Here is a 24,057-nt window from a genome sequence, read left to right as displayed (position 1 = left end):
CTGGTTTTTTTACGGAAAATATTTAGTTTAGTTTCTCTGTTTTTTTTGTGTTTAGTGAAGCAAAAATAACTTTTGATTATAGGTATTGTTTGTTGATTACTCCCTACATTTTTAGGATAAACCTATTGTAAGAAAAATCTTATAAATGCTAATTATTGTTTCGATAACTTTAAAACTACTTTTGTTTCATAACTAACTATCCTCCTCATTATGTTTAAAGGATCTTTTATTACCGTTTTTTGTTTTTTATTGTTTTGTTCTTTTGCTTATACACAGCAAGAAAAAGATTGCGATCAAATACAAAAACAGATAGATCAGATCTCTTCATTAGATGAAAAGTTAAGTGAATCTCTAGTATATATACAAAATTCAGATCTAGAATGTAAATATCGTTTATGGACAAGAAGAGCTCAATTGTTTCAAGACAAGTTTTTACTAGATTCAATTATATATTCTTTAGATAAAGCAGCTATGGCTGCTAATGAATTAGATAATCCAGAGTTCTATCTTCAAGCATCTGTAAAAAAAGCTAGTTTTTTAGTGGATAAAAATAAAGTAGAAGAATCTCTTAACCTTCTTAGTTTATGTAGAGAAAAGTTGGAAGCTAACCCTAATAGTAATGAATGGATTGGATACTTTAATACAAAAGCAAATATTAGTAGAAATAACGCTGAGTATGAAAAAGCGTTACATTATGGCGATAGCGGTATTGCTATGGCTAAAAAAGTAAATAAAACTAAATCATTACATCATGGCTATTTAGATAAGGCTGTATCTCATATTACTTTATTTCAGTATAATAAAGGTATAGAAACTCTACAAAATGCGATATCTCTTATAGAAACTATGGAGGATAAAACTGAATTGTCTTTTGCTTACTTCTCTAAAGGGGTTTGTTATGAACGCTTACAAGAATATGAAAAAGCCGTAGAAACACTAGAATTTGCTGTGGAAAGTGCCAGAAAATCAAATGACACCAAATCATTGTCAAGAGCATATTCTAGAATGAGTATATCACTAATACAATTAAAAGATGAGAAAGCTTTAGGAGTTATAGATTCAGTAATTTCAATCTCTGAAAAAAAATCAGACTTTTCTACTTTAGCTATTGGATATTCTGATAAGGGAAATGCCGCTTTAAATATCGTAGAGGATTATGATTTGGCAGAAGAAGCTTTTTTAAAATCTAATGAGATTTTAAATACGAAAAATGTAACAAAAAGAGCTAAAGAGATTACGTTACTTACAAATTTATCAGGTCTAATAATTACCAAAGAAAAAAAGAAAGAGTATAATAAGATGTACGCATATTTAAAACAATATGAAGTAGAAAGTAAGAAATGGAATTCACTTATAAATAGACTAAACGTAGCTAATTTTTATACGATGTATTATGAGGGAGTTAAAGATTATAAACAAGCACTTTATTATCATAAAAAACATGAAAGTATAAATGATTCTATTACGAATAAAGATGTTAGAGTAGATGTTGCAGATTTAGAAAAAAAATATGAAACTCAAAAAAAGGAAATAGAAATATTAAAACTTAACGAAGAATCTCAGGCGCAAAAAATTAAAACTCAAAAAGCAGAAACTAAACAATATATTTTTTCAGCAATTGCATTGTTTGCTGTGTTACTTTTATTGATAGGTATTTGGGCTTATATGAAAACAAGAAAGCAACAAAAAGCACTTAATCTAGCACATGAAAAATTAAAGGAAAGTCATAAAGAAGTAGCTTCTATAAATAGTGTAAAGGATCGTCTATTTTCAGTGATTTCTCATGATATGCGTAATATGCTTATTCCTTTTCAAAGAGGCGGTAAAATATTAAAGCATCATATAGATAAAGGTGATTACGATAAGGTAACGGAACTATCTCATAAGTTACAGGAAAACTCCTTGAGTCTTTCTCATCTTTTGGATAACCTATTAAATTGGTCTTTAGAACAAATGAATGGATATTCTTTTAAGGCAGAAAATATAGAGGTAGCATATGAATTAGAAGAAATAAAAAATGCTTTTATACCTTATTCCAAAGAAAAGAGTACTACCATTAACATTGTTGGAGAATCAGAAATGACCACAGTTTTTGATAAAGGAGCATTTCATATTATTTTTAGAAACCTTATCGGTAATGCTTTGAAATATACCGAAGACGGAACTATTACAATCAATTTTTTTGAAAAAGAGGATGACATGATATATGAAGTTTCAGATACTGGAATTGGAATGTCTCAAGAACAATTGGATAACCTGTTTAAGCTGAAAAAAAATAAAACTCATGGAACCAGAGGAGAAAAAGGTACAGGGATAGGTCTTAATTTAGTAAGTCGCTTTGTAGAGATGAACAAGGGTACTATTCAGGTTTCTTCAGAATTGAGAATAGGTACCAAGTTTGAACTTAGCTTTCCGAAAGTTATGACAATGGATCAACCACTTTCTTCAGAAACAAAACAAGTATCTGCATAGGGTTTTAAGAATAAGGATAGATGTGCAAAGTAATAGTAAATTAATTTTTATATTCTGTGATGTCGTGGATATTTTAAACGCCTTCTCAAAGATTATCAGAAAAGACGTTCTTGTTTTTTTATGAGAATCATGGATAGTCAAAAACTATAGGCTAATCCCATTTTGAAATTAGAAAATCTATTTGCAGCAGAAAATAATTGAGCATCCTCGCCAGCACCTATATATTGTCTTCTGGGTGCATTAATGTGTACATATGTATAAGAAGCAGTAATGCTAATGTTTTTATTAAATTTGATACTTGCAGAGCTAATCCATTCAGCTCTATAATCGATTTTACGATCTTTGTCAGAATTATCATCTTTAAATACCGTATTGTTAAGGTCATCGTCAGAAATACCTGGTTTAAAATAAAGTTTAGAATTAAAAGAAAATTGATCTAATTGAAGCTCAATATTAGGACCGGCAACCAACCTAAAAATATTAACTGGATCAAAATTAGCAGTTATGGTACTATCTTTTCCAAATAGTTTTAGGTCTTCATTTGTCTTTTCTGTTTCGTAATTAACACCAAGTAAAAAAGAGATTCGTACTTTACTCTCCATTTTTTTTATGGAGTTAATTGTCCTTTTTAAACTTGTTTTTAGGGCAAGTTCTTCATTACGATCTAGTTTGGCACCTTTACTAGGACATTGATCACCTTTACATAAGGCAACAACAAATTTTTCGTTATCTTTTTTGTTAGAACTTAATGAGTTTTGGCTTCCATCAACTTTTAATTCAAAGTTTGTGATTTTTTCTAATTTTTCAACTCCTTCAACTGTTAGTTTTCTTTTATTTTTCTCGTTTCCCTTTTTTGAGTGCTTTCCAGATGTATAAGCATTCCATACCAACCCCATACCAGTTTCATATCGTTGATTTATATTCAGAAATATATTAGTACTACGTTTTATAAATATATATCCTTCATAGTCAAGTTTATTTCCTATATGATAATCATAAGACATACTCAGGTCAGAAAAATTTTCTACAAAATTTCCATTTTGAATTTGAACAGTTAAATCAGAATTGAATTTTAAATGACCTGGATAAAAACCCCGTTGTATATTTGCAGCGATATTAAATTGAGTTAAGTCGTTATTTTGAGAATTGTTTAGCGTTAAGCTAAAACCAAATTTACCTTTAAACTTTACTTCGGCTAACTCTTGTTTTTTAGCATAGTTTAAAAACTCTTCATATTTTTTTAAATTTCCCAATTCTTTTTTCTTTTGATCAAGCCTAGCTATACTATCAAAAGAAGAGCTAACTTTTATTTCTCCTTTTTTAGGGATAGTATCTGTTTTAATTTTAATACTATCATTGTCTGTTTTATATATTGCAAGTAATAATTTATCGAACACCTGAATAGGGTCAGCTTTTTCCTGCGCGTAAGATTTAGAAATGATTAGAATTAGAATTATTAAAAGTAGCTTTTTCATGACTGATTTGCTTTGATTTATACTATCAAAGCTACTTCACAATCAAGCACAAAAAAATACCCATAACACGGTATTTTCTTATCAATAGTAAACAAGTCTCAGACTTTTAAAAATCGTATTTTTTTTCGATGGCATATCGCAGTAGTTCTCCCTTTCCGTGAAGTCCTAGTTTACGAATGATATTTTTTCGATGGGTTTCTATGGTGGACACAGAGTTAAATCGGATCGCAGCAATTTCTGAAGAGGTTTTTCCTTGTCCTATAAGTGTTAGTATTTCTCGTTCACTTTTGGATAATATTTGTTTTTTTACCTGTTGCTCGACATCTTCAGAGAAAAAAGAAGGATCTATAGTAGCATCATAATAGGTGTTTCCTTTCATCACTTCCTGAATAGCGGTTAGGACTTCTTCTAATGGAGAGTTTTTTAATAAGTACCCAGAAGCTCCAGCAGCTACCATTTGTCTCACAGCATCCTCCTGATCAAACATAGAGAAAGCTATGATCTTGGTATGTGGTAATTCTTTTTTGATAATTTTTGTAGCAGCAATACCATCAATTTTCGGCATACGGATATCCATGAGTACGACTTTGGGTTGTTTTCTTCTTACGATGGTTAGTAATTCTTCGCCATCGTTAGCCATGCCCACAATACTAATTTCTTCTTCATATTTTAGTAATAAATGGATCCCGTCTATTAGGGATTGGTGGTCTTCTGCTATAGCTACAGTAATCATATGGGTATATTTATGATGATGTTAGTTCCTTTTCCTATGGTAGAATCAATCTCAAAAGTTCCTTCCATATGTTCTATACGCTTTTCAATATTTTTCAACCCCATACCATCTTTTTCTGGTAATATTTTGGCATTGAATCCTTTGCCATTGTCTTCGATAATAATGTTAAGTAGTGAATCATGATTGGTAAGTGAAATATTGACTTCCGATGCATTGGCATGTTTAATGGTGTTGGTAATCAATTCCTGAATCATCCTGAAAATGGAAATCTCTAGAGTGTTGTCCAATCGTTCATCTAGTCCATAATCCTGTACTTCGATCTTTAATCCATCACTATTAGAAGCTTTTTTTGCTAGGTTTTTTACAGCTGGTAACAATCCTTGTTTCGCCATCACGCCACTGTTTTTTTCGTGGGCAATGGTGCGTACTTTTTGGTACGCCTCATCAAGGAGGTTATTGGTTTTAGTATAGAGTTCTTCTATATTCTCCATTTTTGGATTGCCCCTATTATTTTTTAAGTGATCAAAATGAAGTTTTACTGTGGCCAAAGTACTACCCAGATTATCATGAAGATCATTAGCCAATCGTTGCCGTTCTTTTTCTTGTCCGGAAATCATGGCATCAATCGCAGTGAGTTCTTGATTTTTGAGTAGTTTTTCTGTTTTTTGGATTTCAATCTCGCGCTCCTGTTCTGCAATACGTTGTTTGCGTTTGGTGTTTTTATTTATTAGAAAGGCAATAGTACTGCCAAAAATCAAAAAAATGAGACTCCCTATAAATAGGTTTTTTTTATCTTTTTTTAATTGTGAATTTTCTTGCTCTTTTTTCTCTATTTGATATTTAGTGGTAATTTCTGATACAAGATTGGCTCTATCTATAAGTTTCAATGTGTCCTCCAACTGATGTTTTCTTTCTAGAAAATAAAGAGCACTGTCCAATTGATTTTGTTTCTTGTATGTCTTGTACTTATAATCATTAATAAAGATTAAATCTTTGTAGTCTCTATTTTCGATTGTAGTTTCATCAATCTGATTTAGATAATTTAAAGCTTTTTTGAAGTTACCATTTTTCTGTTCAAGAGTCCCTAAATTGTATAGTATGTCGCTTATATGCTTTTTGCCATAATTATATTTTATTTTACTATACGAGTAAATAGCTTCATTATAAAATTCTCTTCCTATTTCAGGATTTTTTAAGATTAAGTCATAATGAACTCCTAATAATTGAGAGAATCTACCTTGGAAAAAATAATTGTTGTTTTTTTTTGAAATATCTAAAAACTTTTTTCCTATCGGTATAGGATCTTCAGAGTAATCCTTTTGATGATAAATCTTGCCTAAAATACTACCCATGTAAAAATAGTTGGCATAGAATCGTTCGTGCTCATCATAAGCTAATTTTCTGTATTTTTTTGCATACCGAATAAACGCTGGAATATCCTTTTGATTTTTAAATTGATAAATTAAGATACGTTTAAGTGCTTCACAAATAAGTACTCTGTCATCCAGTTCTTCCGCAAACCTTAAGGCATCAAAATAGTTGGTAAAAGCAATGCTATCAGACTTTTGAATGAAAGTATTGTATATGTAGTAATCACCATAAGCGAGATGATGGAATATTTTTTGTTTTTTTGATGAAGCATTTAGATCGAACTTTTTGTTTGAAGGATCTAAACTTTCACCGTACTTAAGATAAAGGTATTGTTGTTTAAGAAAAAAAATCTTTTGATTTGATTCAGTAAAGAATTCTATATTAATACTATCGATATTAAACGTCCGTATATTATTAAAATAATCATTTGAGTCCTGAGAGAAGCAAACACTTAAAGAAAAGAGAAACAATATAAGGGTTCTTTTGTACAAATTTTACGAGCTTATTTGATTTTGACAAATTTTTGGACCTATGGTAGGTTTATGTAAATTAGTTACCGTGATTTCGATTTGATCATTTAAATTGAGACTAGGTATAATAACAGATTTTTCATATGTTATCTCATCATTTTCGGGAATATCTTTTATTTTGTCAATTGTGATTCTAATGATGTGTTTATATGTGCTATTTCCGTCGATGTTCTCATCAATGCTTACGATTCCATAGTTACTACCAGAAAGTCTTCTTAAGGTAATGTTATCCAGTTTAATATTTGAATATCCTAAATCATTTTTATTCTTATCTGCCTCAATTTTAGTTCCAATTACAAAAACATCACCAGAATTATCATTGGGAGATTCAATAAATATTGTTTGAATTTCATTATTGTAAGGTGAATCATTATTAAGACTTAAAGTTAGATAAAAGCGTTTTTTAGACTCTGGTTCTCTATAATCACAGCAACCAACGAAATTAATAATCAATGATAGTAGAAGAATATTGTATATTAGTTTTTTCATAATTTTATTTTTATAAGTTACATTATTTAAAAAATTAAGCAATTCTAAATTGACAGATTTTAGGACCGATAAGATCTCTTTCTTTTTGAGTCAGTTCTTCGGAATCAGAATCATATATAGTCACATCAAAAAAATTATTAGTGTTACAAGACAAAAGTGTTAGTTCCTTACCTTCTTTAACAGGATCATATATATACTCGTTCTCAAAAACAGGATTATTTTTAATGTAAATATTGAGTTTTTTTGTAAACCTACTATCTCCAGGTGCTATTTCGGCAGAAAAAATCATTTTATTAGAGTTGTGTATATTTTTTAAAGTAAGTAGTGATATATCTATCTTATCAAAATAAGATGGATCACGAGAATTCCCATAGATTTCCCCTTTTGCATTAAAGCACGCTCCAATAATAAAAATTGCTTTCGAAAACGTTTCAACATGGATTACTTGATGATTGTTTTTGTTGTCATTGTGATAATATCTGACATCAGTATTCAGGTAAAATTGTGTGTTTTTCATTTCATTTTAGTTATTTAGTTACTCCAAATCTCTCTAAAAAAATAAAAGCATTCCATACCCAATACAGGGTATTTTCTCCTTTTTGGTGTTGGAAAACCCCAAAAGGATGCTGTTCCAGTTATCATTTGATACTGGTAATGAAACAATTACTTGATTGAAAACTAGGGGTATAGTCTACTTATTCTGGCCTTAAGTACATCTTTAGTACAAAAAGCAACAAAATAAAGATAATAAAACCGATGAGAATAAAAATACTGCCCTTGTAATATTTGCGATGTAGTTTAAGATCTTTACGATAGCTAAATACCATTAAAATGATAAAAGCTACGACAAAACATCCTGCAAATATCCACTGACCCGTACTAAACATATTTAGTTATTTTTAGGACAAAGATATAAGTTATTTGCATATCATTTCAGATAAATTTGTCACACTGAGTCTGTCGAAGTAAAGTTAACTATTATGTTGAAAAAGTCTTCGACAAGCTCAGACGGACAGCGATATATTTGTTTAATTTTACTTCTTAGAATTTTAAAAACTTCAAACTATATAGATGAAAGATAAAATTACTGCGGTTCAAGAATTTCATACCGCATTTGAGATTGGATATAAAAATGAACCTGTTGCAGATCTTGGGAAATCTAAAAATACGCTTCGTTTTAACCTAATGAAAGAGGAAAATGAAGAATACCTAGAGGCAGCTCAGAATAATGATTTAGTAGAAGTAGCAGATGCACTAGGAGATATGTTATATATTTTATGTGGAACAATCATAGAACATGGGATGCAGCATAAAATAGAAGAAGTATTTACTGAGATTCAGCGAAGTAATATGAGTAAATTAGGAAAAAATGGTAAGCCAATCTATCGTGAAGATGGTAAAGTGCTGAAAGGGCCAAATTACTTTAAACCTAATATCAAAGAGATTCTTGATCGAAAATTATAAATTAAAAATGCCTCAAGATTTTTCTTGAGGCATTTTTAGTTATATAAATTCGTAATTCGACAATATTAATTTGATGATTACACTTTTACTCTCCATCCAAAAGCATCTTCTGCTTTATTATATTGAATATCCATGAGTGCTTTCTTAAAATGAGAAGCGTAAGAATTCTCTTGCTTTTCTATTTCATAATGCTCTCCTTTATAACCAAAAGCTTTTACAGGACTAACCACAGCAGCAGTACCTGCTCCAAATATCTCTTTCAGCGTTCCGTTAGTTGCAGCCTCTACAATTTCACTTACTTTTATAGGTCTAACCTCTAAATCATATCCTTGCTTTTCTGCTAATGAGATCAAACTTTTACGGGTTATTCCATCTAAGATTCGATCACTAATTGGAGCGGTTAGTAAAGTGTCATTTATTCTAAAGAAAACATTCATTGTTCCTGCCTCTTCTACATATTCATGAGATTCAGAGTCTGTCCAGATAATCTGTTGATAGCCTTGCTCTTTAGCAAGTTTGGTTGGATAAAATTGACCAGCATAATTACCAGCTGCTTTAGCATATCCAAAACCTCCGCTTGCAGAACGACTAAACTTTTCAGCAACCAATACACTAACATCACCGCTATAATAAGATTGCGCTGGAGAACAAATAATCATAAAACGATATTCATCCGCTTCTGATGCAGAAACGCTAGGCTGTGTAGCAATTACAAAAGGCCTTATGTATAAGGAATTACCAGAACCAGATTTAATCCATTCATTATCTAATTTTAATAAGGTGTTTAGCCCGTCGAAAAAATACTCCTCAGGAAATTCTGGCATCGCCAAACGTTCAGCGGATTTATTAATTCGCATAAAATTTTCATCAGGTCTGAAAAGGAAAGTATCTCCATTATCATCCTTATACGCTTTCATTCCTTCAAAAACGGCTTGTCCGTAATGAAAGACCCGAGCAGAAGGATCAAGAGTAAGAGGTCCATAAGGAACAATTTTAGGTGTCTGCCATTCGCCATTGACATAATCGCAGATAAACATATGATCTGTAAAAACTTGACCAAAAGCTAAGTTTTCAAAATCTATTTGTCCAATTTTGGACTCATTTACTTTGGTGATTTGAATCTCCTGCGGAACTGCATTGCTCATCCGATAGTTATTTATAAGGTTGTGAAAGTTTTTGTTATCAACTATTGTATTCTTATAATTAAGTCCTATTAATTATAGGATACTTACATTAGTTAATATTTTGAACAAAAATACCCTTTTCTTGTAAATTAAGAATTTTAAAAATGTTTAATTTTGCAAAACATCATTAATAATAATGTATTATGAAAAAAATGACACTTTTTTTTGCAGGATTAACATGTATCCTAGCTTGTAATTCTGTTCAAAAAGAAAAAGAATCTTTCTCTGTTGCCGATATAGCAATGAGTGAATATGATAATTTTGGAGGCAAGATTTCTTCAGATGTGGTCTTATATAAAGATGCTGTAGCAGAAAAATATAAAAACCTTAATGAAGGTGATACGATCGATATAGCTTTTTCAAGTACAGTAAATGATGTTTGTAAAGCCAAAGGTTGTTGGATGAAAGTTGCTTTGGATAATGAGGAAGAAACAATGGTGAAGTTTAAAGATTATGGCTTTTTTGTTCCTAAAGACATTGAAAATGATACTATTATTGTTCAAGGAAAAGCATATGTTTCTGAAACCTCTGTTGAAGAATTACGTCATTTAGCTGAGGATGCAGGAAAGTCTAAAGATGAAATAGCCGCTATTATTGCACCTAAGAAAACCTATTCTTTTATGGCGGATGGAGTTTTAGTAAAACTAAAATGAAAGAAAAACTAAAACGTGAGATTATAACTACTTCTGATGGTTCTACTACTATTCACTTTCCTGAGTTAGATGAACATTACCATTCTAAGCACGGAGCAATTAATGAAGCGAAGCACGTTTTTATAAAAAGTGGTTTTGATCATATTTTGGCTTTTAAGAAGTTTCCTGAATTGAATATTTTAGAGATTGGTTTTGGAACAGGATTGAATGCATTTATAACCTATTTGGAAGCATTGAAAATCAACCAAAAAGTCAATTATGTTGGAGTAGAAGCATATCCAATTACAATGGATGAAGTAAAGCTTTTGAATTATGTTGATCAGCTGTTAGCTCAGGATAATCAAACTGTTTTTGATACATTTCATGAGTCTTCTTGGGAAATACCTAATACCATATCTTCTTCTTTTGCTCTTACTAAGAGAAAACAGTTTTTTAAAGATATAGAAGATCAATATTGTTATGATTTAATCTATTTTGATGCCTTTGGGGCAAGAGTACAACCAGAATTGTGGGGAGTGGATGTTTTTAAGAAAATGTACGATGCACTAATGGATAATGGAGTTTTGGTTACATATTCTGCAAAAGGTAGTGTAAGACGTGCCATGCAAGAAGTAGGTTTTGTTGTTGAAAGACTTCCTGGACCTCCTGGTAAAAGAGAAATGCTAAGAGCTACAAAAAAATAAAAAACCTACTAATAGTTTTTAAAAATCAAAGATGGTATTTCATTAATGTTTGTTAAACCTATAATAAAGACATTGGTTATCTTAAAAGCACGTATTACTTTGCATGAAATTGCTTTGCTATGAAAGTTTTAATTACTGGTGCAACCGGGCTTATTGGTCAGGAGATTGTAAAGTTATGTCATCAATCGGATATTGATGTACATTATCTTACTACAAGTAAAAATAAGCTTACGTCAGAAAAGAATTATAAAGGATATTATTGGAATCCAAATTTGGGAGAAATAGATTTGGATTGTTTTAAAGATGTTGAGGTAATTATCCACCTTGTCGGAGCTAGCGTAGCTAAACGTTGGACAAATAATTATAAACAAGAAATTGTAAATAGTCGTGTTGTTACCACTAATTTAATATTAGAATCTCTCAAAAAAGAAAAACATGCGGTACGTCATATCGTTTCGGCTAGTGCAATTGGGATTTATCCAGATTCTTTTCAGAATTATTATATGGAGAGTTCTCTCAAAGAAGATACTGGATTTTTAGGAGAGGTGGTAAAAAAATGGGAAACAGCAGTCAATGAGTTCAAAACTATAAATATAGAAGTGAGTCTTCTTAGGATAGGGCTAGTGCTTTCTAATAAAGGAGGAGCTTTTCCTAAGATAGCCAACCCTATTAAACAAGGAATAGGTGCTGTTTTTGGTGACGGAAAACAATGGCAGAGTTGGATTCATATTGAAGACCTGGCGCGGTTGTTTACGTATGTCGTTGAGGAAGAACTAACAGGTTTGTATAATGCAGTGGCACCTAACCCTGTATCTAATTATAAGCTGACTCATGCTATTGCTGATCATTTAGCTAAAAAAATAGTATTACCAAATGTACCTAAGTTTATGATGAAACTTGCTTTAGGAGACATGCATATATTGTTGTTTGGCAGTCAAAGAGTATGTAGTGATAAAATTTTAGAAACAGGTTTTCGATTTAAGCATGATAATATTACTCAGGCAATTGAGGATCTTATCTTATAAAATAAATAACAAAACATAAAAGGGTCAACATTTTAAAATGTTGACCCTTTTTTATAAAATAGGTTTTTTGAATTAAGCTTTCTTAGCTTTTAAGCTAACCTTTAATTCGATATCATCCATGATGAATTTATCTCCTAAGTTTTCGAAAACAGATTTAGATCCATAATTCACACCCCAATCTGTACGGTTAATTGTGAATACCTCGCTATTTAAAGTCATCGTATCTCCTTCTACAGAAGACGACGCTGGAAAAGAAATATTTTTCTTAATTCCTTTGATAGTAAGATTTCCTTCAATAATCGTTTTACCTTCTTTTTCTGAAACTCCTGTTACTTCAAAAGAAGCATTTGGAAATTTAGCTACATTAAAGAAATGATCTTCTTTACCTTCTCCTTCTCCTTTAAGATGTCCTTCTAATCCTGCTTTTTGATCACCTTCTAAATCGGTTACATTAATTGAAGCCATATCGATCACAAAAGATCCACTTTGGATTTTTCCATCCTGTGTTTTTACTTTACCTTTTGCAATGTTAATAGTTCCTGTATGATTTTCTGTAGGCTTTTTACCAATCCAGTCAATAGTGCTAGATGCATTATCCACTATATAGGTTATTGCTTCTGCAGGTGCTTCTACTACCTCTTCTGCAGCAGTAGCTTCGGTTTCATTTTTTTTCTCGCCTTTGCAAGAAGTAGTCGCTACTATAATTGCAGTAATAGCAAATAAGTTTATCAATTTGGTTTTCATAATAATTCCAGTTTATAATTTTAAAAAGCCAAAATTATTTTTTTAGAAAATGAATACTCTTAAATATATACTAAAATATTCCTGTGACATTATGACATTTATTCAAAAATGGCAGTACTTTTGCATCTTCAAAAAAGAAACTTATAAAAGGTACTAGTTACATGAGTAAGAAAAATAAAAATACGGAAGATGTAAAAGATCAAGTAGAAGAAGTACTTGATACAACAGTAGAGGAAACTGAAGTAGAAGAAATAGATGTTGAGGCACAGTTAAAAGAAGATTTGGAAAAAGAAAAAGACAAGTTTTTAAGACTTTTTGCGGAATTTGAGAATTACAAAAAGCGAACTTCTAAAGAACGAATAGAATTATTTAAGACAGCTGGTCAGGATGTTATGCAATCTATGTTACCGGTATTAGATGATTTTGATCGTGCTATGAAAGAGATTGAAAAATCTGCTGATAAGGATGTGTTGACAGGTATTGAGTTAATTCATAACAAATTAAAAGAAGCTCTTAAGGGTAAAGGATTGTCCGAAGTAGAAGTAGCTGCAGGAGATGCTTTTAATGCAGATGATCACGAAGCGATAACTCAAATACCAGCACCTAGTGATGAGTTAAAAGGTAAGATTGTAGACGTTATAGAAAAAGGATATAAATTAGGAGATAAGGTAATTCGTTTTCCTAAGGTAGTAACCGGACAATAAGATAAGCGATGAAAGAAGATTTTTATGATATTTTAGGCCTTAGTAAAAATGCCACAGAAGCTGAAATTAAAAAAGCATATCGTAAAAAAGCGATAGAATATCATCCGGATAAAAACCCAGGAGATGCGTCAGCAGAGGAGAAGTTTAAGAAAGCTGCAGAAGCATACGAAGTATTAAGTGATCCTGATAAAAAATCACGATACGATCAATTTGGACATCAAGCTTTTGAAGGTGGTGGTGGTTTCGGTGGCGGTTTCGGCGGCGGCGGAATGAATATGGATGACATATTTAGTCAGTTTGGAGATATCTTCGGCGGTGGTGGTTTCGGTGGCGGTTTCAGTGGCGGTGGCGGAAGACAACGTCGTGTAAAAGGAAGTAATCTGCGTATACGTGTCAAACTTACATTAGAAGAAATTGCTAATGGCGTAGAGAAAAAAATCAAAGTAAAACGTAAGATCCAGGCTCAGGGAACTACTTATAAAACATGTTCGACTTGTAATGGTAGTGGTCAGATGACTAGAATCACCAATACTATTTTAGGTAGGATGCAAACATCTACCACATGCTCTACTTGTGGAGGTGCAGGACAAGCAATTGATCATAGACCTGCAGATGCCGATGGACAAGGTTTAAAAGTTTCTGAGGAAACAGTAACTATAAAAATACCAGCAGGAGTAGAAGATGGTATGCAGCTTAAAGTTTCTGGAAAAGGAAATGAAGCACCTGGTAATGGTGTTCCTGGTGACCTTCTAGTAGCAATAGAAGAGCAGGATCACGCAGAACTGCAACGAGAAGGAGATAACCTGCATTATGACTTATATATTAGTTTTTCGGAAGCGGCCTTGGGAGCATCCAGAGAGATTGATACAGTATCTGGTAAGGTGCGTATTAAAATCGAAGAAGGAGTGCAGAGTGGTAAAATACTGCGATTAAGAGGAAAGGGAATCCCTAGTATCAATGGATACGGTAAAGGAGATCTTTTGGTACACGTAAATGTATGGACACCAAAAACACTAAATAAAGAACAACGAGATTTTTTCGAAAGAATGGCTCAGGATGATCATTTTAAACCTAGCCCTGATAGTAAAGACAAATCATTTTTTGAAAAAGTAAAAGATATGTTTTCATAAAAACAGTAATGATACTTGATAAGAGGAATCATTCATATATGCTAATTTTTGTTTAATAAAAATTCGTATATTTGAAACATCACTAGCGCATTTAGTGATAATTTTTCTTTTTCATAGCAATTTTTTTCCCATCCTTAATACTTGTATTTAGGGTGGGTTTTGTTTTTTATAGACTTGGGTTTTGTTGATAAATTCGGATTTAATTTCAAAGCCATTTAATTTATTAATTTTGCTAACCATGAACTATGATCTGTTTAACCTAGATTATATATTAGCACTTCGTGAAGAAGTTTTCAAGTATAATAAAGATTGCTGTTTTCTTACTTTTGAGATAGCACCCTAAGGTGAAATTAAAAACAAAGTGAAACGTTAGTATTTGAAGCAATTGAGAGCATTAATAGATTTTCTAAAGTATAATCGGGGTTTAATATTGCTATTTATTTCATTTCATTGATATTTTGACTTACTTAGCATAGTTTTTTTGAATTTTAGAATAAATCACATTTTTCTGTATGACCAATCTTTTAGAGGTACAGCAAGCAACTAAACGGTTTGGGGATTTTATTGCTCTGAATGACGTTTCTATTAAAGTACCTAAAGGAAGTATTTTTGGATTATTAGGACCAAACGGTGCTGGTAAAACCACCTTGATTAGAATTATCAACCAAATAACCCTGCCAGATACCGGAAGTGTTCTTTTGGATGGGGAACCTTTACAACCGTATCATATAAAGGATATCGGTTATTTGCCTGAAGAAAGAGGATTATATAAATCCATGAAAGTTGGCGAACAGGCTTTGTATCTAGCTCAGTTAAAGGGTTTAAGTAAAAAAGATGCTAAGGAGCGGTTGAAATACTGGTTTGATAAATTTGATATTTCCCATTGGTGGGATAAGAAAATTCAAGAACTTTCTAAAGGAATGGCGCAGAAGGTACAATTCATTGTAACTGTACTTCATAGGCCAAAGTTATTAATATTTGATGAACCTTTTAGTGGATTTGACCCCATAAATGCCAATGTAATTAAAGATGAAATTCTTCAATTACGCGATGAAGGAGCAACAGTTATTTTTTCTACACATCGGATGGAAAGTGTTGAAGAGCTATGTGACCATATGGCTTTGATTAATAAATCTAATAAAATATTAGAAGGAAAAGTTTCTGATATCAAAAAGGAATATAAATCAAATACATTTGAAGTAGGACTGTTGTCAGAAGACAATAATCAATTGAATGAAATCTTACGGAACAAGTTTATAACAGAACCTGCGAATTTTAAAACCATAGAGGATCAACTTAAACTGAAAATATCATTGAATAAAGATGCTTCTCCAAATGATCTGTTACGATATTTATCCGAAAAAGCGCAGGTTGTTCGATTTAATGAAGTAATACCAACGGTAAACGAAATATTCATTAAAACCATTACAGAAAATGAGTAGTAATTTACAATTAATTATCAAAAGAGAATTTATTGCTCGGGTTCGTAATAGAACTTTTATAGTGATGACGTTTCTAAGTCCACTGATTGTAGTGGGAATGGTCGCATTGATTTCTTGGTTAGCAACGATCAATAATGATGAGATTAAAAAAATAGCCTTTGTTGATGAAACAGAATTGTTCATCACAGATCTTAAAAACACGGATGAGGTAGAATATATTAATTACAGCAATTTTGATCTGGAAACAGCAAAGGATTCGGTGATTTCTAAAAAGCTATATGGATTATTATATATCCCGAAGAAATCTTCTAATAAGGAACTTTCAGAATCCATACAGTTTTATGCAGAAGAATCACCGAATTTTTCAATATTGAATACTATTGAGGGGATTATAGCAAATAAAATAACAAAACAAAATTATAAGGCTGAAGGCCTTGATTTAAATATAATAGAAAACTCTAAAGCGAGAATAAATATTCGTATAGAAAACTTTTTTGGAGAGAAAACTTCTAAGATGTCTAATTACATTAAAATGGCATTTGGTGGTTTTGCGGGATATCTATTGATGATGTTCATTATTATTTATGGAAATATGGTAATGCGATCGGTAATAGAAGAAAAAACTAACCGTATTATAGAGATTATCATTTCTTCAGTAAAACCAATGCAATTAATGATGGGTAAGATTCTTGGTACTTCTTTTGCCGGAATCCTTCAGTTTCTTATCTGGGTACTATTGGGAGGTGTTCTTCTTTTGGTAGCTACATCTTTATTCGGGATTGATCCACAACCAGGAGGAGTTGATCCGTCTATAGCATTACAAGGAAATAACCAGCAAGAACTTCAACTTTTGATGCAGGACGTATTAAATCTGCCTCTTTTAACATTAGTGATATCTTTCTTTGTATACTTCATTGGCGGTTATTTTCTATACAGTTCTATATATGCTGCCATTGGAGCTGCGGTAGATAGCGAAACAGATTCTCAACAATTTATGTTACCAATAATATTACCATTAATGCTAGGAATTTATGTTGGCTTTTTTGCTGTAATTGAAAATCCACACGGCACAGTCTCTACTGTATTTTCTATGATTCCTTTAACATCGCCTATTGTAATGTTGATGCGAATACCTTTTGGAGTTCCTTGGTGGGAGATTTTGATATCGATCATATTACTTATAGGAAGTATTATTTTTATGATATGGTTTGCTGGCAAAATCTATAGAATTGGTATCTTGATGTATGGTAAAAAACCAAGCTACAAAGAGTTGTTTAAATGGTTAAAGTATTAATATGACCCAGGAGGAGATTACAGAACAGGTTAAGGAAGTGATCCAAGAAGATGTTTGGGGAAACATCAAAAAGTTCTTGGATTTTGAAATTTTTCATACAGGGTCAGAGAAGGATCCTATCGTGCTTACTGTGGGACTACTTTTGTTTGTGATATTCGTTCTTTTTGTTACATCCTTATTTCTGAAATTTATAAGAAAAGTGCTTACCCGAAAACTTCCCCAGGAGGATAAAGTAAAGTTTGTATCGGTATTTTCTTTTGCTAAATACTTTGTCTATATTATCATAGTTCTGGTTACTTTAGATAGTATTGGTTTTAATATTACGGCTATTTTTGCAGCATCTGCGGCCTTATTAGTAGGTGTTGGACTTGCTTTGCAAACTTTAATTCAAGATATTATTTCAGGGATTTTCATTTTTGTGGACCAGACAGTACATGTAGGTGATATTATAGAATTAGATGGTAAGGTAGGTAGGGTAGAAGAAATTAAATTAAGAACTACTCGTGCCGTAACAATAGATAATAAAGTGTTAATTATTCCTAATCATAAATACCTGACGTCTACATTGTATAATTGGACTCAAAATGGATCCATTACCAGAGAGTCTATTGAGATTGGAGTGGCTTACGGTAGTGATGTGAATTTGGTAAAAGATTTGCTTATTAAAATAGCAATGGATAATGATAAGATCCTTAAAACTCCAGAACCATTAGTGTTATTTACAAATTTTGGGGATAGTTCGTTAAATTTTAAACTTGTTTTCACAATGAACGACAGCTTTCAGGCATCGATACCTAAAAGTGAAATAAGATTTGAAATTGATCGTTTGTTTAGAGAAAATAATATTAACATTCCATTCCCTCAGCGAGAAATCACTATATTAAACCCAAAAGAGTAGTATATAAAGACGCCCCTAGATTTTAGAAATGAATAATAAGAACCTACTATTGATTTGTATTTTGATATCCTGTTTAACAAATGGGGTGAAATCACAGGATACAAATTTGGCAAGGATAGAATACGCGTATATTCCGCAATCAAAAAGTGATAATGTATATAGTCGCTTTAGGTTTTCAGGAAATTACCCTATAAAAATGAATGAAAAAGGAGCGTATCTGGTGATGTCCTTTGAATATAGATTAAATAGTTTACAATTAAATGATGATGTAATTATCCCTGACAAAAATGGTTTAGAGGAATTTCATACAATTGGATTTGAAGTAGGGTATACCTATAAGATGAAGAACAACTGGAGATTCGGAGCAAAACTAGGTACAAGGCTTTCATCTAACCTTGAAGGTGCTGGGATAGAAAGTGATGATTTTAGATATGCAGGGTCCGTATTTTTTGTAAAAAGTTATGGAGAAAAAACATCCCCAAAATCAGCAAGATTAATTTTAGGATTACGATATGCATCCCCAGCAAGTATTAATTTTCCTTTACCTATTATTAATTATTCAAAGCGATTTCATCCAAGTTGGTCCTATGCATTAGGTACACCAAAGACTAGTATTAAATATTTTTTTAATGAAACAAATACTTTGCAGGCATTTGTAGGTTTGGATCGGTTTTATGGTAATATACAGAATAACAGAGTGTTTATAGATGAGAATGGAGAAACCAAAACAGCAGAAAATGCATCTATGTTAGTTATAAATAGTGCATTAGGGTACGAATATTATTTTACGGAACACTTATTGTTTTTTGCATATGGAGGATATACGTTAAGCAATGAAATCCGTTTAAGAGATAAGAATCAAGAAAATGTTTTAATTCTCAATGATAGAAATACGTTCTATCTGCGAGGCGGAATTAAATTAAAATTATAATGGCAAAAATACTAGTTATAGAAGATGAAGCGGCAATCAGAAGAGTGCTGGTCAAAATATTATCTGAGGAGAGTGATAAATACCAAGTTTTTGAAGCTGAAGATGGATTGGTAGGGATTGAAAAAATCAAGAATGACGATTTTGATTTGGTATTATGTGATATCAAAATGCCCAAAATGGATGGAGTAGAAGTGCTGGAGGCTGCAAAAAAAATAAAACCAGAGGTTCCTATGGTTATGATTTCTGGTCATGGAGATTTGGATACTGCTGTCAATACAATGCGATTAGGAGCTTTTGATTATATATCTAAACCACCAGATCTTAATCGATTGTTAAATACCGTTCGTAATGCTTTAGATAGAAAAGAATTGGTTGTAGAAAATAAAATGCTCAAAAAGAAAGTCTCCAAAAATTATGAGATGATTGGAGAGTCAGATGCCATTTCTGATATTAAGAATATTATCGAAAAAGTAGCAGCTACGGATGCCAGAGTTCTTATTACCGGACCAAATGGAACAGGAAAAGAGTTAGTAGCACATTGGATACATCAAAAAAGTGAACGATCTAAAGGTCAGATGATAGAAGTAAATTGTGCGGCTATTCCAGGAGAATTAATTGAAAGTGAACTTTTTGGGCATGTAAAAGGAGCATTTACATCGGCTAATAAAGATCGTGCGGGTAAATTCGAAGCAGCCAATGGCGGGACTATATTTCTAGATGAAATAGGTGATATGAGTCTTTCAGCTCAAGCTAAAGTACTTAGAGCTTTACAAGAAAATAAAATACAACGTGTTGGTAGCGATAAAGATATTAAAGTAGATGTTAGAGTAGTCGCAGCAACCAATAAAGATCTTAAGAAAGAAATCGCAGAAAATAACTTTAGAGAGGATTTGTATCATAGACTTGCCGTTATACTTGTTAAAGTACCAGCGCTGAATGATCGACGAGAAGATATTCCTCTGTTAGTAGATTACTTTGCAAAAAAGATATCTAGTGAACAAGGATCTCCAGCAAAAACATTTTCTGAAAAAGCTGTAAAACAATTGCAGCAGTATGATTGGACAGGTAATATTAGAGAATTGCGTAATGTAGTAGAGCGTCTTATTATCCTTGGAGGAAAGGAAGTTAGCGAGGAGGATGTTAAACTTTTTGCAGCTAAGTAAGAAGAATCCTTATCTTGCGACTTATCTCTAATATATGTTTGCCCCAAAATGAAGAGAATACTGTTTATTGTAATACTATTGTGCCTTTCTTTTACTTCTAACGCGCAATATGAACCAAGTGCTATAAATTATGGTCTAGTGGCGATCAAAAGCTTTGGTTCTGTTAATGAAACTGGGTTAGGAGCTAGACTAGAGTATGCTCCTAATTGTTATACTACCTATATGGGTGAGTATAATAGATTGTTTTCTATTGGAGCGGATGAGGATGTAGAAGGATACAATGAATTGGCTCTTGGAGTAAATCTAATATTATTTAACTGGTACCCTACAACAATTACAGCAGGATTTGGATATATTGGAAATGATTCCAGTGCTTTTGAAGAGATTGAAGATGATGCTTTGATAGCATTTCGAAGTGGAGATTTTAACCATGGTGCTCAGATTAAATTACGTGCATTACACCAAGTTTCTATTCCCGTTCATATCTTTGCAGAATTTAATATTAAAAGCTTGGGTAGACAATATGATACATTTCTAATTGGATTTAGTTACGATTTTGATGCTAGATGATTTTCTGAAACCTAGACCGTATTTAAAATAATTCCTTCTTCATAAAGAAGAGAAGATTAAGAAGCTTAATTTTAAACAATGAAAAGACTTATAATTTTCTTATTATGTATTTCTTCCTTTCAAAGCTTTTCGCAAGATTTAATCTATGAACATGGAAGTATCGATTTTGGTTTAGGAGCAGTCATTAGTGTTGGGCTGCAGGAAGAGGTCGGTTTTGATATTAGATTTCAATATACATCTTCAAATAAGAAAACTACATACATTGCGGAATATAACCGTTTCTTTATCAAGGAACTTGAAAATACTGAAGTCTACAATGAATTTGGTATATCGTATAATGTAAGGTTGATTCACTGGGAAGGTTTAAGTATTACAGGTGGAGTTGGTTATGTAGGAAATGACTATGAAGTGTTAAGCAGAGCTGAAGATACTTCGAGTCTTTTTTTCTCAACTGGAAACTTCAATCATGCAGCAGCACTCAAGTTAAGAGGTTTATATAATATTACTACACCAATACATATATTTGTTGAGCTAAATCTAAAGAGTTTTGGAAAACGCTATGATACTGTTATTTTTGGCCTTACTTATTCTTTAGGGATTTAATCTTCCTTAACATTTTTCTTTTTTCATCAATCCAAAACTTTAGTATCTTACCAGAGATAATATAAATTCTAATATGAATAAAATAAATCACGAAGACTTCCGAGTTTCTCAGCCAATAGAATTATCGAAGATTCCTACTACATATGATCTTGGCGAGGATGAGAAAAAAATCGAAAAAGAACTAGAAAAGGTAAGAGAGAAATTAGGTAAATTTCAGGATACAATATATGCACATGATAAATATGCAATCTTGATTTGTTTACAAGGAATGGATACTGCCGGAAAGGATAGCCTGATTAGAGAGGTTTTTAAAGATTTTAATACTAGAGGAATCGTGGTTCATAGTTTTAAAGTACCGACAGAATTAGAGTTGGGGCATGATTACTTATGGAGACATTATATTGCATTGCCACAACGAGGTCGATTCTCTGTCTTTAATAGAACACATTATGAAAATGTTTTAGTGACAAGAGTGCATCCACAATATATTATGGGAGAAAATTTGCCAAATGTAAATTCGGTAGAAGATGTTAATGACGCATTTTGGGAAAAACGTTTTGAACAGATTAGAAATTTTGAAAAACATATTTCAGAAAACGGGACATTAATTTATAAGTTTTATCTACACCTCTCAAAAGATGAACAAAAGAATAGATTGCTTCGTAGATTAGAAAAGAAAGAAAAAAACTGGAAGTTTTCCTCAGGAGATCTTAAAGAACGAAAACTCTGGGACACCTATCAATCCTGTTATCAGGATGCCATAAATAAAACGTCTTTGCCCAATGCACCGTGGTATGTAATTCCTGCAGATGATAAACCAACAGCAAGATATATCGTTGCAAGAACACTCTATGATACTTTAATACAATTTGATGATATCAGAGAACCTGAATTGGATGAAAAGACAAAATCCAATATAGAATTGTATAAACAACAACTAGAGAATGAATAATAGTGCCAGTATCGGTAATATATACTAATGTTATAATAAAAATACTTCTGTGAAAAATATAGTCCTTATTGTTTTTATAAGTTTTTCTTTTATTTCCTTTGGACAAAAGGATAATTTCAAAGAAGATTCTACAGCGATTAAAAGCTTTTACAATGCCTCATTATTGAAAGGCAAAAGTTATCAATGGTTAGATCATTTATCAAATCAGATAGGTGCTCGTCTTTCTGGGTCTTTAAATGCTCAAAAAGCCGTAGAATGGACAGAACAAGAATTAAAAGAAGTTGGACTTGACAAAGTTTGGTTGCAATCCGTAATGGTACCAAAATGGACAAGAGGAGTAACAGAATTTGCATATATAGAAACTGAACCAGGTCAAACAACCAATGTACCTATCTGTGCACTTGGTGGCTCAGTACCAACTCCAATAGGAGGAGTTAAAGCCGAAATTATAGAGGTACAAGGATTTGAAGATCTTCGTAAACTTGGGACTAGTCAAATTGAAGGTAAAATAGTATTCTATAATCGCCCGATGCAAGCAGATCTTATAAATACTTTTGAGGCATACGGTGGATGTGTAGATCAACGATATTCTGGTGCAGCAGAGGCAGCTAAGTTTGGAGCGATTGGTATCATAGTGCGTTCTATGAATTTAAGATTAGATGATTTTCCTCATACGGGAACTATGAGTTATGGAAATTTAACGGATTTAGAGAAAATCCCAGCAGCAGCAATTAGTACTAATGGTGCGGATTTACTGCATTCGATGCTAACACTAAATCCTAAGATTAAGTTTTTAATGAATATGAATTGCCGTAGCTGGAAAGATGTAGAATCTTTTAACGTGATTGGTGAAATTACCGGAAGTGAATTTCCAGATGAATATATGATAGTTGGAGGTCATCTAGATTCTTGGGATTTGGGAGATGGTTCACATGATGACGGCGCGGGAGTAGTGCAATCCATGGAAGTACTGAGATTATTTAAAGAAACCGGATACAAGCCGAAGAGATCTATTCGTGTCGTTTTATTTATGAATGAAGAAAATGGATTACGAGGAGGTAAAAAGTATGCAGAGGTAGCTAAAAATAAAAGAGAGAATCATGTTTTTGCATTAGAAAGTGATGCGGGAGGTTTTACACCTAGAGGTTTTTCTTTTGATTGTAGTGATGAAAACTTCGCTCAGATCCAAAGCTGGAAACCACTTTTTGAACCTTATTTAATTCACTATTTTTCTAAAGGAGGTAGTGGAGCCGATATTGGTCCTCTAAAGAAAGATGGAATTGTTTTGGCAGGATTACGTCCGGATTCTCAGCGTTATTTTGATTATCATCATGCTAAGAATGATACGTTTGATGCAATTAATAAACGCGAGTTAGAGCTTGGTGCCGCTACTATGACAAGCTTAATTTATCTTTTCGATAAATATGGAATAAAATAGTTCTAGTTTAATGTTTATTAGTGGAAGTAGGCTATTAAAGCAAAATTTCTATCACTAAATATAAAGAAAACTGCTATTGTAATAACCCAAACAGGGATATGGGATAAAG

At 32.2% G+C, this 24,057-nt stretch carries 24 protein-coding genes; 16 read left to right on the top strand and 8 right to left on the bottom strand.

The genetic code is table 11. From position 1 onward, the window contains the following. The first annotated feature begins 210 nt into the window (after positions 1–210). On the top strand, positions 211–2,472 hold the full coding sequence (locus tag Q0975_RS14585; protein ID WP_299437890.1) for a HAMP domain-containing sensor histidine kinase: 2,262 nt from the start codon (positions 211–213) through the stop codon (positions 2,470–2,472). A gap of 137 nt (positions 2,473–2,609) precedes the next feature. On the opposite strand, the gene Q0975_RS14580 is transcribed toward Q0975_RS14585, so the two are convergent. The 6 genes from Q0975_RS14580 to Q0975_RS14555 all read right to left on the bottom strand — a co-directional run bounded on the left by Q0975_RS14580 (position 2,610) and on the right by Q0975_RS14555 (position 7,957). Further along, complete coding sequence (locus Q0975_RS14580; protein ID WP_299437888.1) at positions 2,610–3,947, bottom strand: hypothetical protein; 1,338 nt, start codon at positions 3,945–3,947, stop codon at positions 2,610–2,612. Positions 3,948–4,053: 106 nt separating this feature from the next. Continuing rightward, the gene (locus Q0975_RS14575; protein WP_299437886.1) at positions 4,054–4,680 is read right to left on the bottom strand and encodes a response regulator transcription factor; all 627 of its coding nucleotides are present in this window, start codon (positions 4,678–4,680) and stop codon (positions 4,054–4,056) included. Continuing rightward, a complete protein-coding gene (locus Q0975_RS14570; protein ID WP_299437884.1) occupies positions 4,677–6,542 on the bottom strand; it encodes a sensor histidine kinase in 1,866 nt (621 codons plus the stop codon). The genes Q0975_RS14575 and Q0975_RS14570 overlap by 4 nt, the downstream gene beginning before the upstream one ends. A gap of 3 nt (positions 6,543–6,545) precedes the next feature. Next, complete coding sequence (locus Q0975_RS14565; RefSeq protein ID WP_299437882.1) at positions 6,546–7,070, bottom strand: hypothetical protein; 525 nt, start codon at positions 7,068–7,070, stop codon at positions 6,546–6,548. A 34-nt stretch (positions 7,071–7,104) separates the two neighbouring features. Then, complete coding sequence (locus tag Q0975_RS14560; RefSeq protein ID WP_299437880.1) at positions 7,105–7,587, bottom strand: hypothetical protein; 483 nt, start codon at positions 7,585–7,587, stop codon at positions 7,105–7,107. Positions 7,588–7,765: 178 nt separating this feature from the next. After that, entirely contained in the window at positions 7,766–7,957 is a 192-nt protein-coding gene (locus Q0975_RS14555) for a hypothetical protein (protein WP_299437878.1), read from the bottom strand. Between the two features lie 184 nt (positions 7,958–8,141). On the opposite strand from Q0975_RS14555, the gene Q0975_RS14550 reads away from it, so the two are divergent. Then, positions 8,142–8,534, top strand: a complete 393-nt coding sequence (locus Q0975_RS14550) for a nucleoside triphosphate pyrophosphohydrolase family protein (protein ID WP_299437877.1) — start codon at positions 8,142–8,144, stop codon at positions 8,532–8,534. A gap of 77 nt (positions 8,535–8,611) precedes the next feature. On the opposite strand, the gene Q0975_RS14545 is transcribed toward Q0975_RS14550, so the two are convergent. After that, positions 8,612–9,679: a branched-chain amino acid aminotransferase gene (locus Q0975_RS14545; protein WP_299437875.1), complete on the bottom strand. Its 1,068-nt coding sequence runs from the start codon at positions 9,677–9,679 to the stop codon at positions 8,612–8,614. A gap of 182 nt (positions 9,680–9,861) precedes the next feature. Here Q0975_RS14545 and Q0975_RS14540 point away from each other — a divergent pair, with 182 nt between their 5' ends. The 3 genes from Q0975_RS14540 (at position 9,862) to Q0975_RS14530 (ending at position 12,079) form a co-directional block, all read left to right on the top strand. Continuing rightward, positions 9,862–10,371 (top strand): DUF4920 domain-containing protein, encoded by a 510-nt coding sequence (locus Q0975_RS14540; RefSeq protein WP_299437873.1) that lies wholly within the window; start codon positions 9,862–9,864, stop codon positions 10,369–10,371. Then, positions 10,368–11,054, top strand: a complete 687-nt coding sequence (gene mnmD / locus Q0975_RS14535; protein WP_299437871.1) for a tRNA (5-methylaminomethyl-2-thiouridine)(34)-methyltransferase MnmD — start codon at positions 10,368–10,370, stop codon at positions 11,052–11,054. The genes Q0975_RS14540 and mnmD overlap by 4 nt, the downstream gene beginning before the upstream one ends. Positions 11,055–11,173: 119 nt before the next feature. Continuing rightward, positions 11,174–12,079 carry a TIGR01777 family oxidoreductase gene (locus Q0975_RS14530; RefSeq protein ID WP_299437869.1) on the top strand — a complete coding sequence of 302 codons (906 nt, stop codon included), beginning with the start codon at positions 11,174–11,176 and terminating at the stop codon, positions 12,077–12,079. A 72-nt stretch (positions 12,080–12,151) separates the two neighbouring features. Here the strand turns inward: Q0975_RS14530 and Q0975_RS14525 are convergent, their stop codons facing one another. Further along, positions 12,152–12,823 carry a YceI family protein gene (locus tag Q0975_RS14525; RefSeq protein ID WP_299437867.1) on the bottom strand — a complete coding sequence of 224 codons (672 nt, stop codon included), beginning with the start codon at positions 12,821–12,823 and terminating at the stop codon, positions 12,152–12,154. A gap of 161 nt (positions 12,824–12,984) precedes the next feature. Between Q0975_RS14525 and Q0975_RS14520 the strand changes: the two genes are divergently transcribed. The 11 genes from Q0975_RS14520 (at position 12,985) to Q0975_RS14470 (ending at position 23,948) form a co-directional block, all read left to right on the top strand. Next, positions 12,985–13,527, top strand: coding sequence for a nucleotide exchange factor GrpE (locus Q0975_RS14520; protein ID WP_299437865.1), 543 nt, complete (start codon positions 12,985–12,987; stop codon positions 13,525–13,527). An 8-nt stretch (positions 13,528–13,535) separates the two neighbouring features. After that, positions 13,536–14,657, top strand: coding sequence for a molecular chaperone DnaJ (dnaJ, locus tag Q0975_RS14515; protein ID WP_299437863.1), 1,122 nt, complete (start codon positions 13,536–13,538; stop codon positions 14,655–14,657). A 512-nt stretch (positions 14,658–15,169) separates the two neighbouring features. After that, positions 15,170–16,099: an ABC transporter ATP-binding protein gene (locus Q0975_RS14510; protein ID WP_299437861.1), complete on the top strand. Its 930-nt coding sequence runs from the start codon at positions 15,170–15,172 to the stop codon at positions 16,097–16,099. Beyond that, positions 16,092–17,393: an ABC transporter permease gene (locus Q0975_RS14505; protein WP_299437859.1), complete on the top strand. Its 1,302-nt coding sequence runs from the start codon at positions 16,092–16,094 to the stop codon at positions 17,391–17,393. The genes Q0975_RS14510 and Q0975_RS14505 overlap by 8 nt, the downstream gene beginning before the upstream one ends. 1 nt (position 17,394) lies before the next feature. Further along, positions 17,395–18,291, top strand: coding sequence for a mechanosensitive ion channel domain-containing protein (locus Q0975_RS14500; protein ID WP_299437857.1), 897 nt, complete (start codon positions 17,395–17,397; stop codon positions 18,289–18,291). A 28-nt stretch (positions 18,292–18,319) separates the two neighbouring features. Next, complete coding sequence (locus tag Q0975_RS14495; protein ID WP_299437855.1) at positions 18,320–19,222, top strand: DUF6268 family outer membrane beta-barrel protein; 903 nt, start codon at positions 18,320–18,322, stop codon at positions 19,220–19,222. Then, positions 19,222–20,385 (top strand): sigma-54 dependent transcriptional regulator, encoded by a 1,164-nt coding sequence (locus Q0975_RS14490; protein ID WP_299437853.1) that lies wholly within the window; start codon positions 19,222–19,224, stop codon positions 20,383–20,385. The genes Q0975_RS14495 and Q0975_RS14490 overlap by 1 nt, the downstream gene beginning before the upstream one ends. A 48-nt stretch (positions 20,386–20,433) precedes the next feature. After that, positions 20,434–20,955 (top strand): hypothetical protein, encoded by a 522-nt coding sequence (locus Q0975_RS14485; RefSeq protein ID WP_299437851.1) that lies wholly within the window; start codon positions 20,434–20,436, stop codon positions 20,953–20,955. A 78-nt stretch (positions 20,956–21,033) separates the two neighbouring features. After that, positions 21,034–21,558, top strand: a complete 525-nt coding sequence (locus Q0975_RS14480; RefSeq protein ID WP_299437849.1) for a hypothetical protein — start codon at positions 21,034–21,036, stop codon at positions 21,556–21,558. A gap of 73 nt (positions 21,559–21,631) precedes the next feature. Beyond that, the gene (locus Q0975_RS14475; protein ID WP_299437847.1) at positions 21,632–22,510 is read left to right on the top strand and encodes a PPK2 family polyphosphate kinase; all 879 of its coding nucleotides are present in this window, start codon (positions 21,632–21,634) and stop codon (positions 22,508–22,510) included. Between the two features lie 76 nt (positions 22,511–22,586). Further along, positions 22,587–23,948: a M20/M25/M40 family metallo-hydrolase gene (locus Q0975_RS14470; RefSeq protein ID WP_299438201.1), complete on the top strand. Its 1,362-nt coding sequence runs from the start codon at positions 22,587–22,589 to the stop codon at positions 23,946–23,948. Positions 23,949–24,057: the final 109 nt, after the last annotated feature.

The sequence above is a fragment of the uncultured Aquimarina sp. genome (assembly GCF_947500065.1).
In the GTDB taxonomy this organism is placed as follows: domain Bacteria; phylum Bacteroidota; class Bacteroidia; order Flavobacteriales; family Flavobacteriaceae; genus Aquimarina.
The sequence above is the reverse complement of the archived record's forward strand: the minus strand, read 5'-3'. Positions and strand labels throughout refer to the sequence as shown.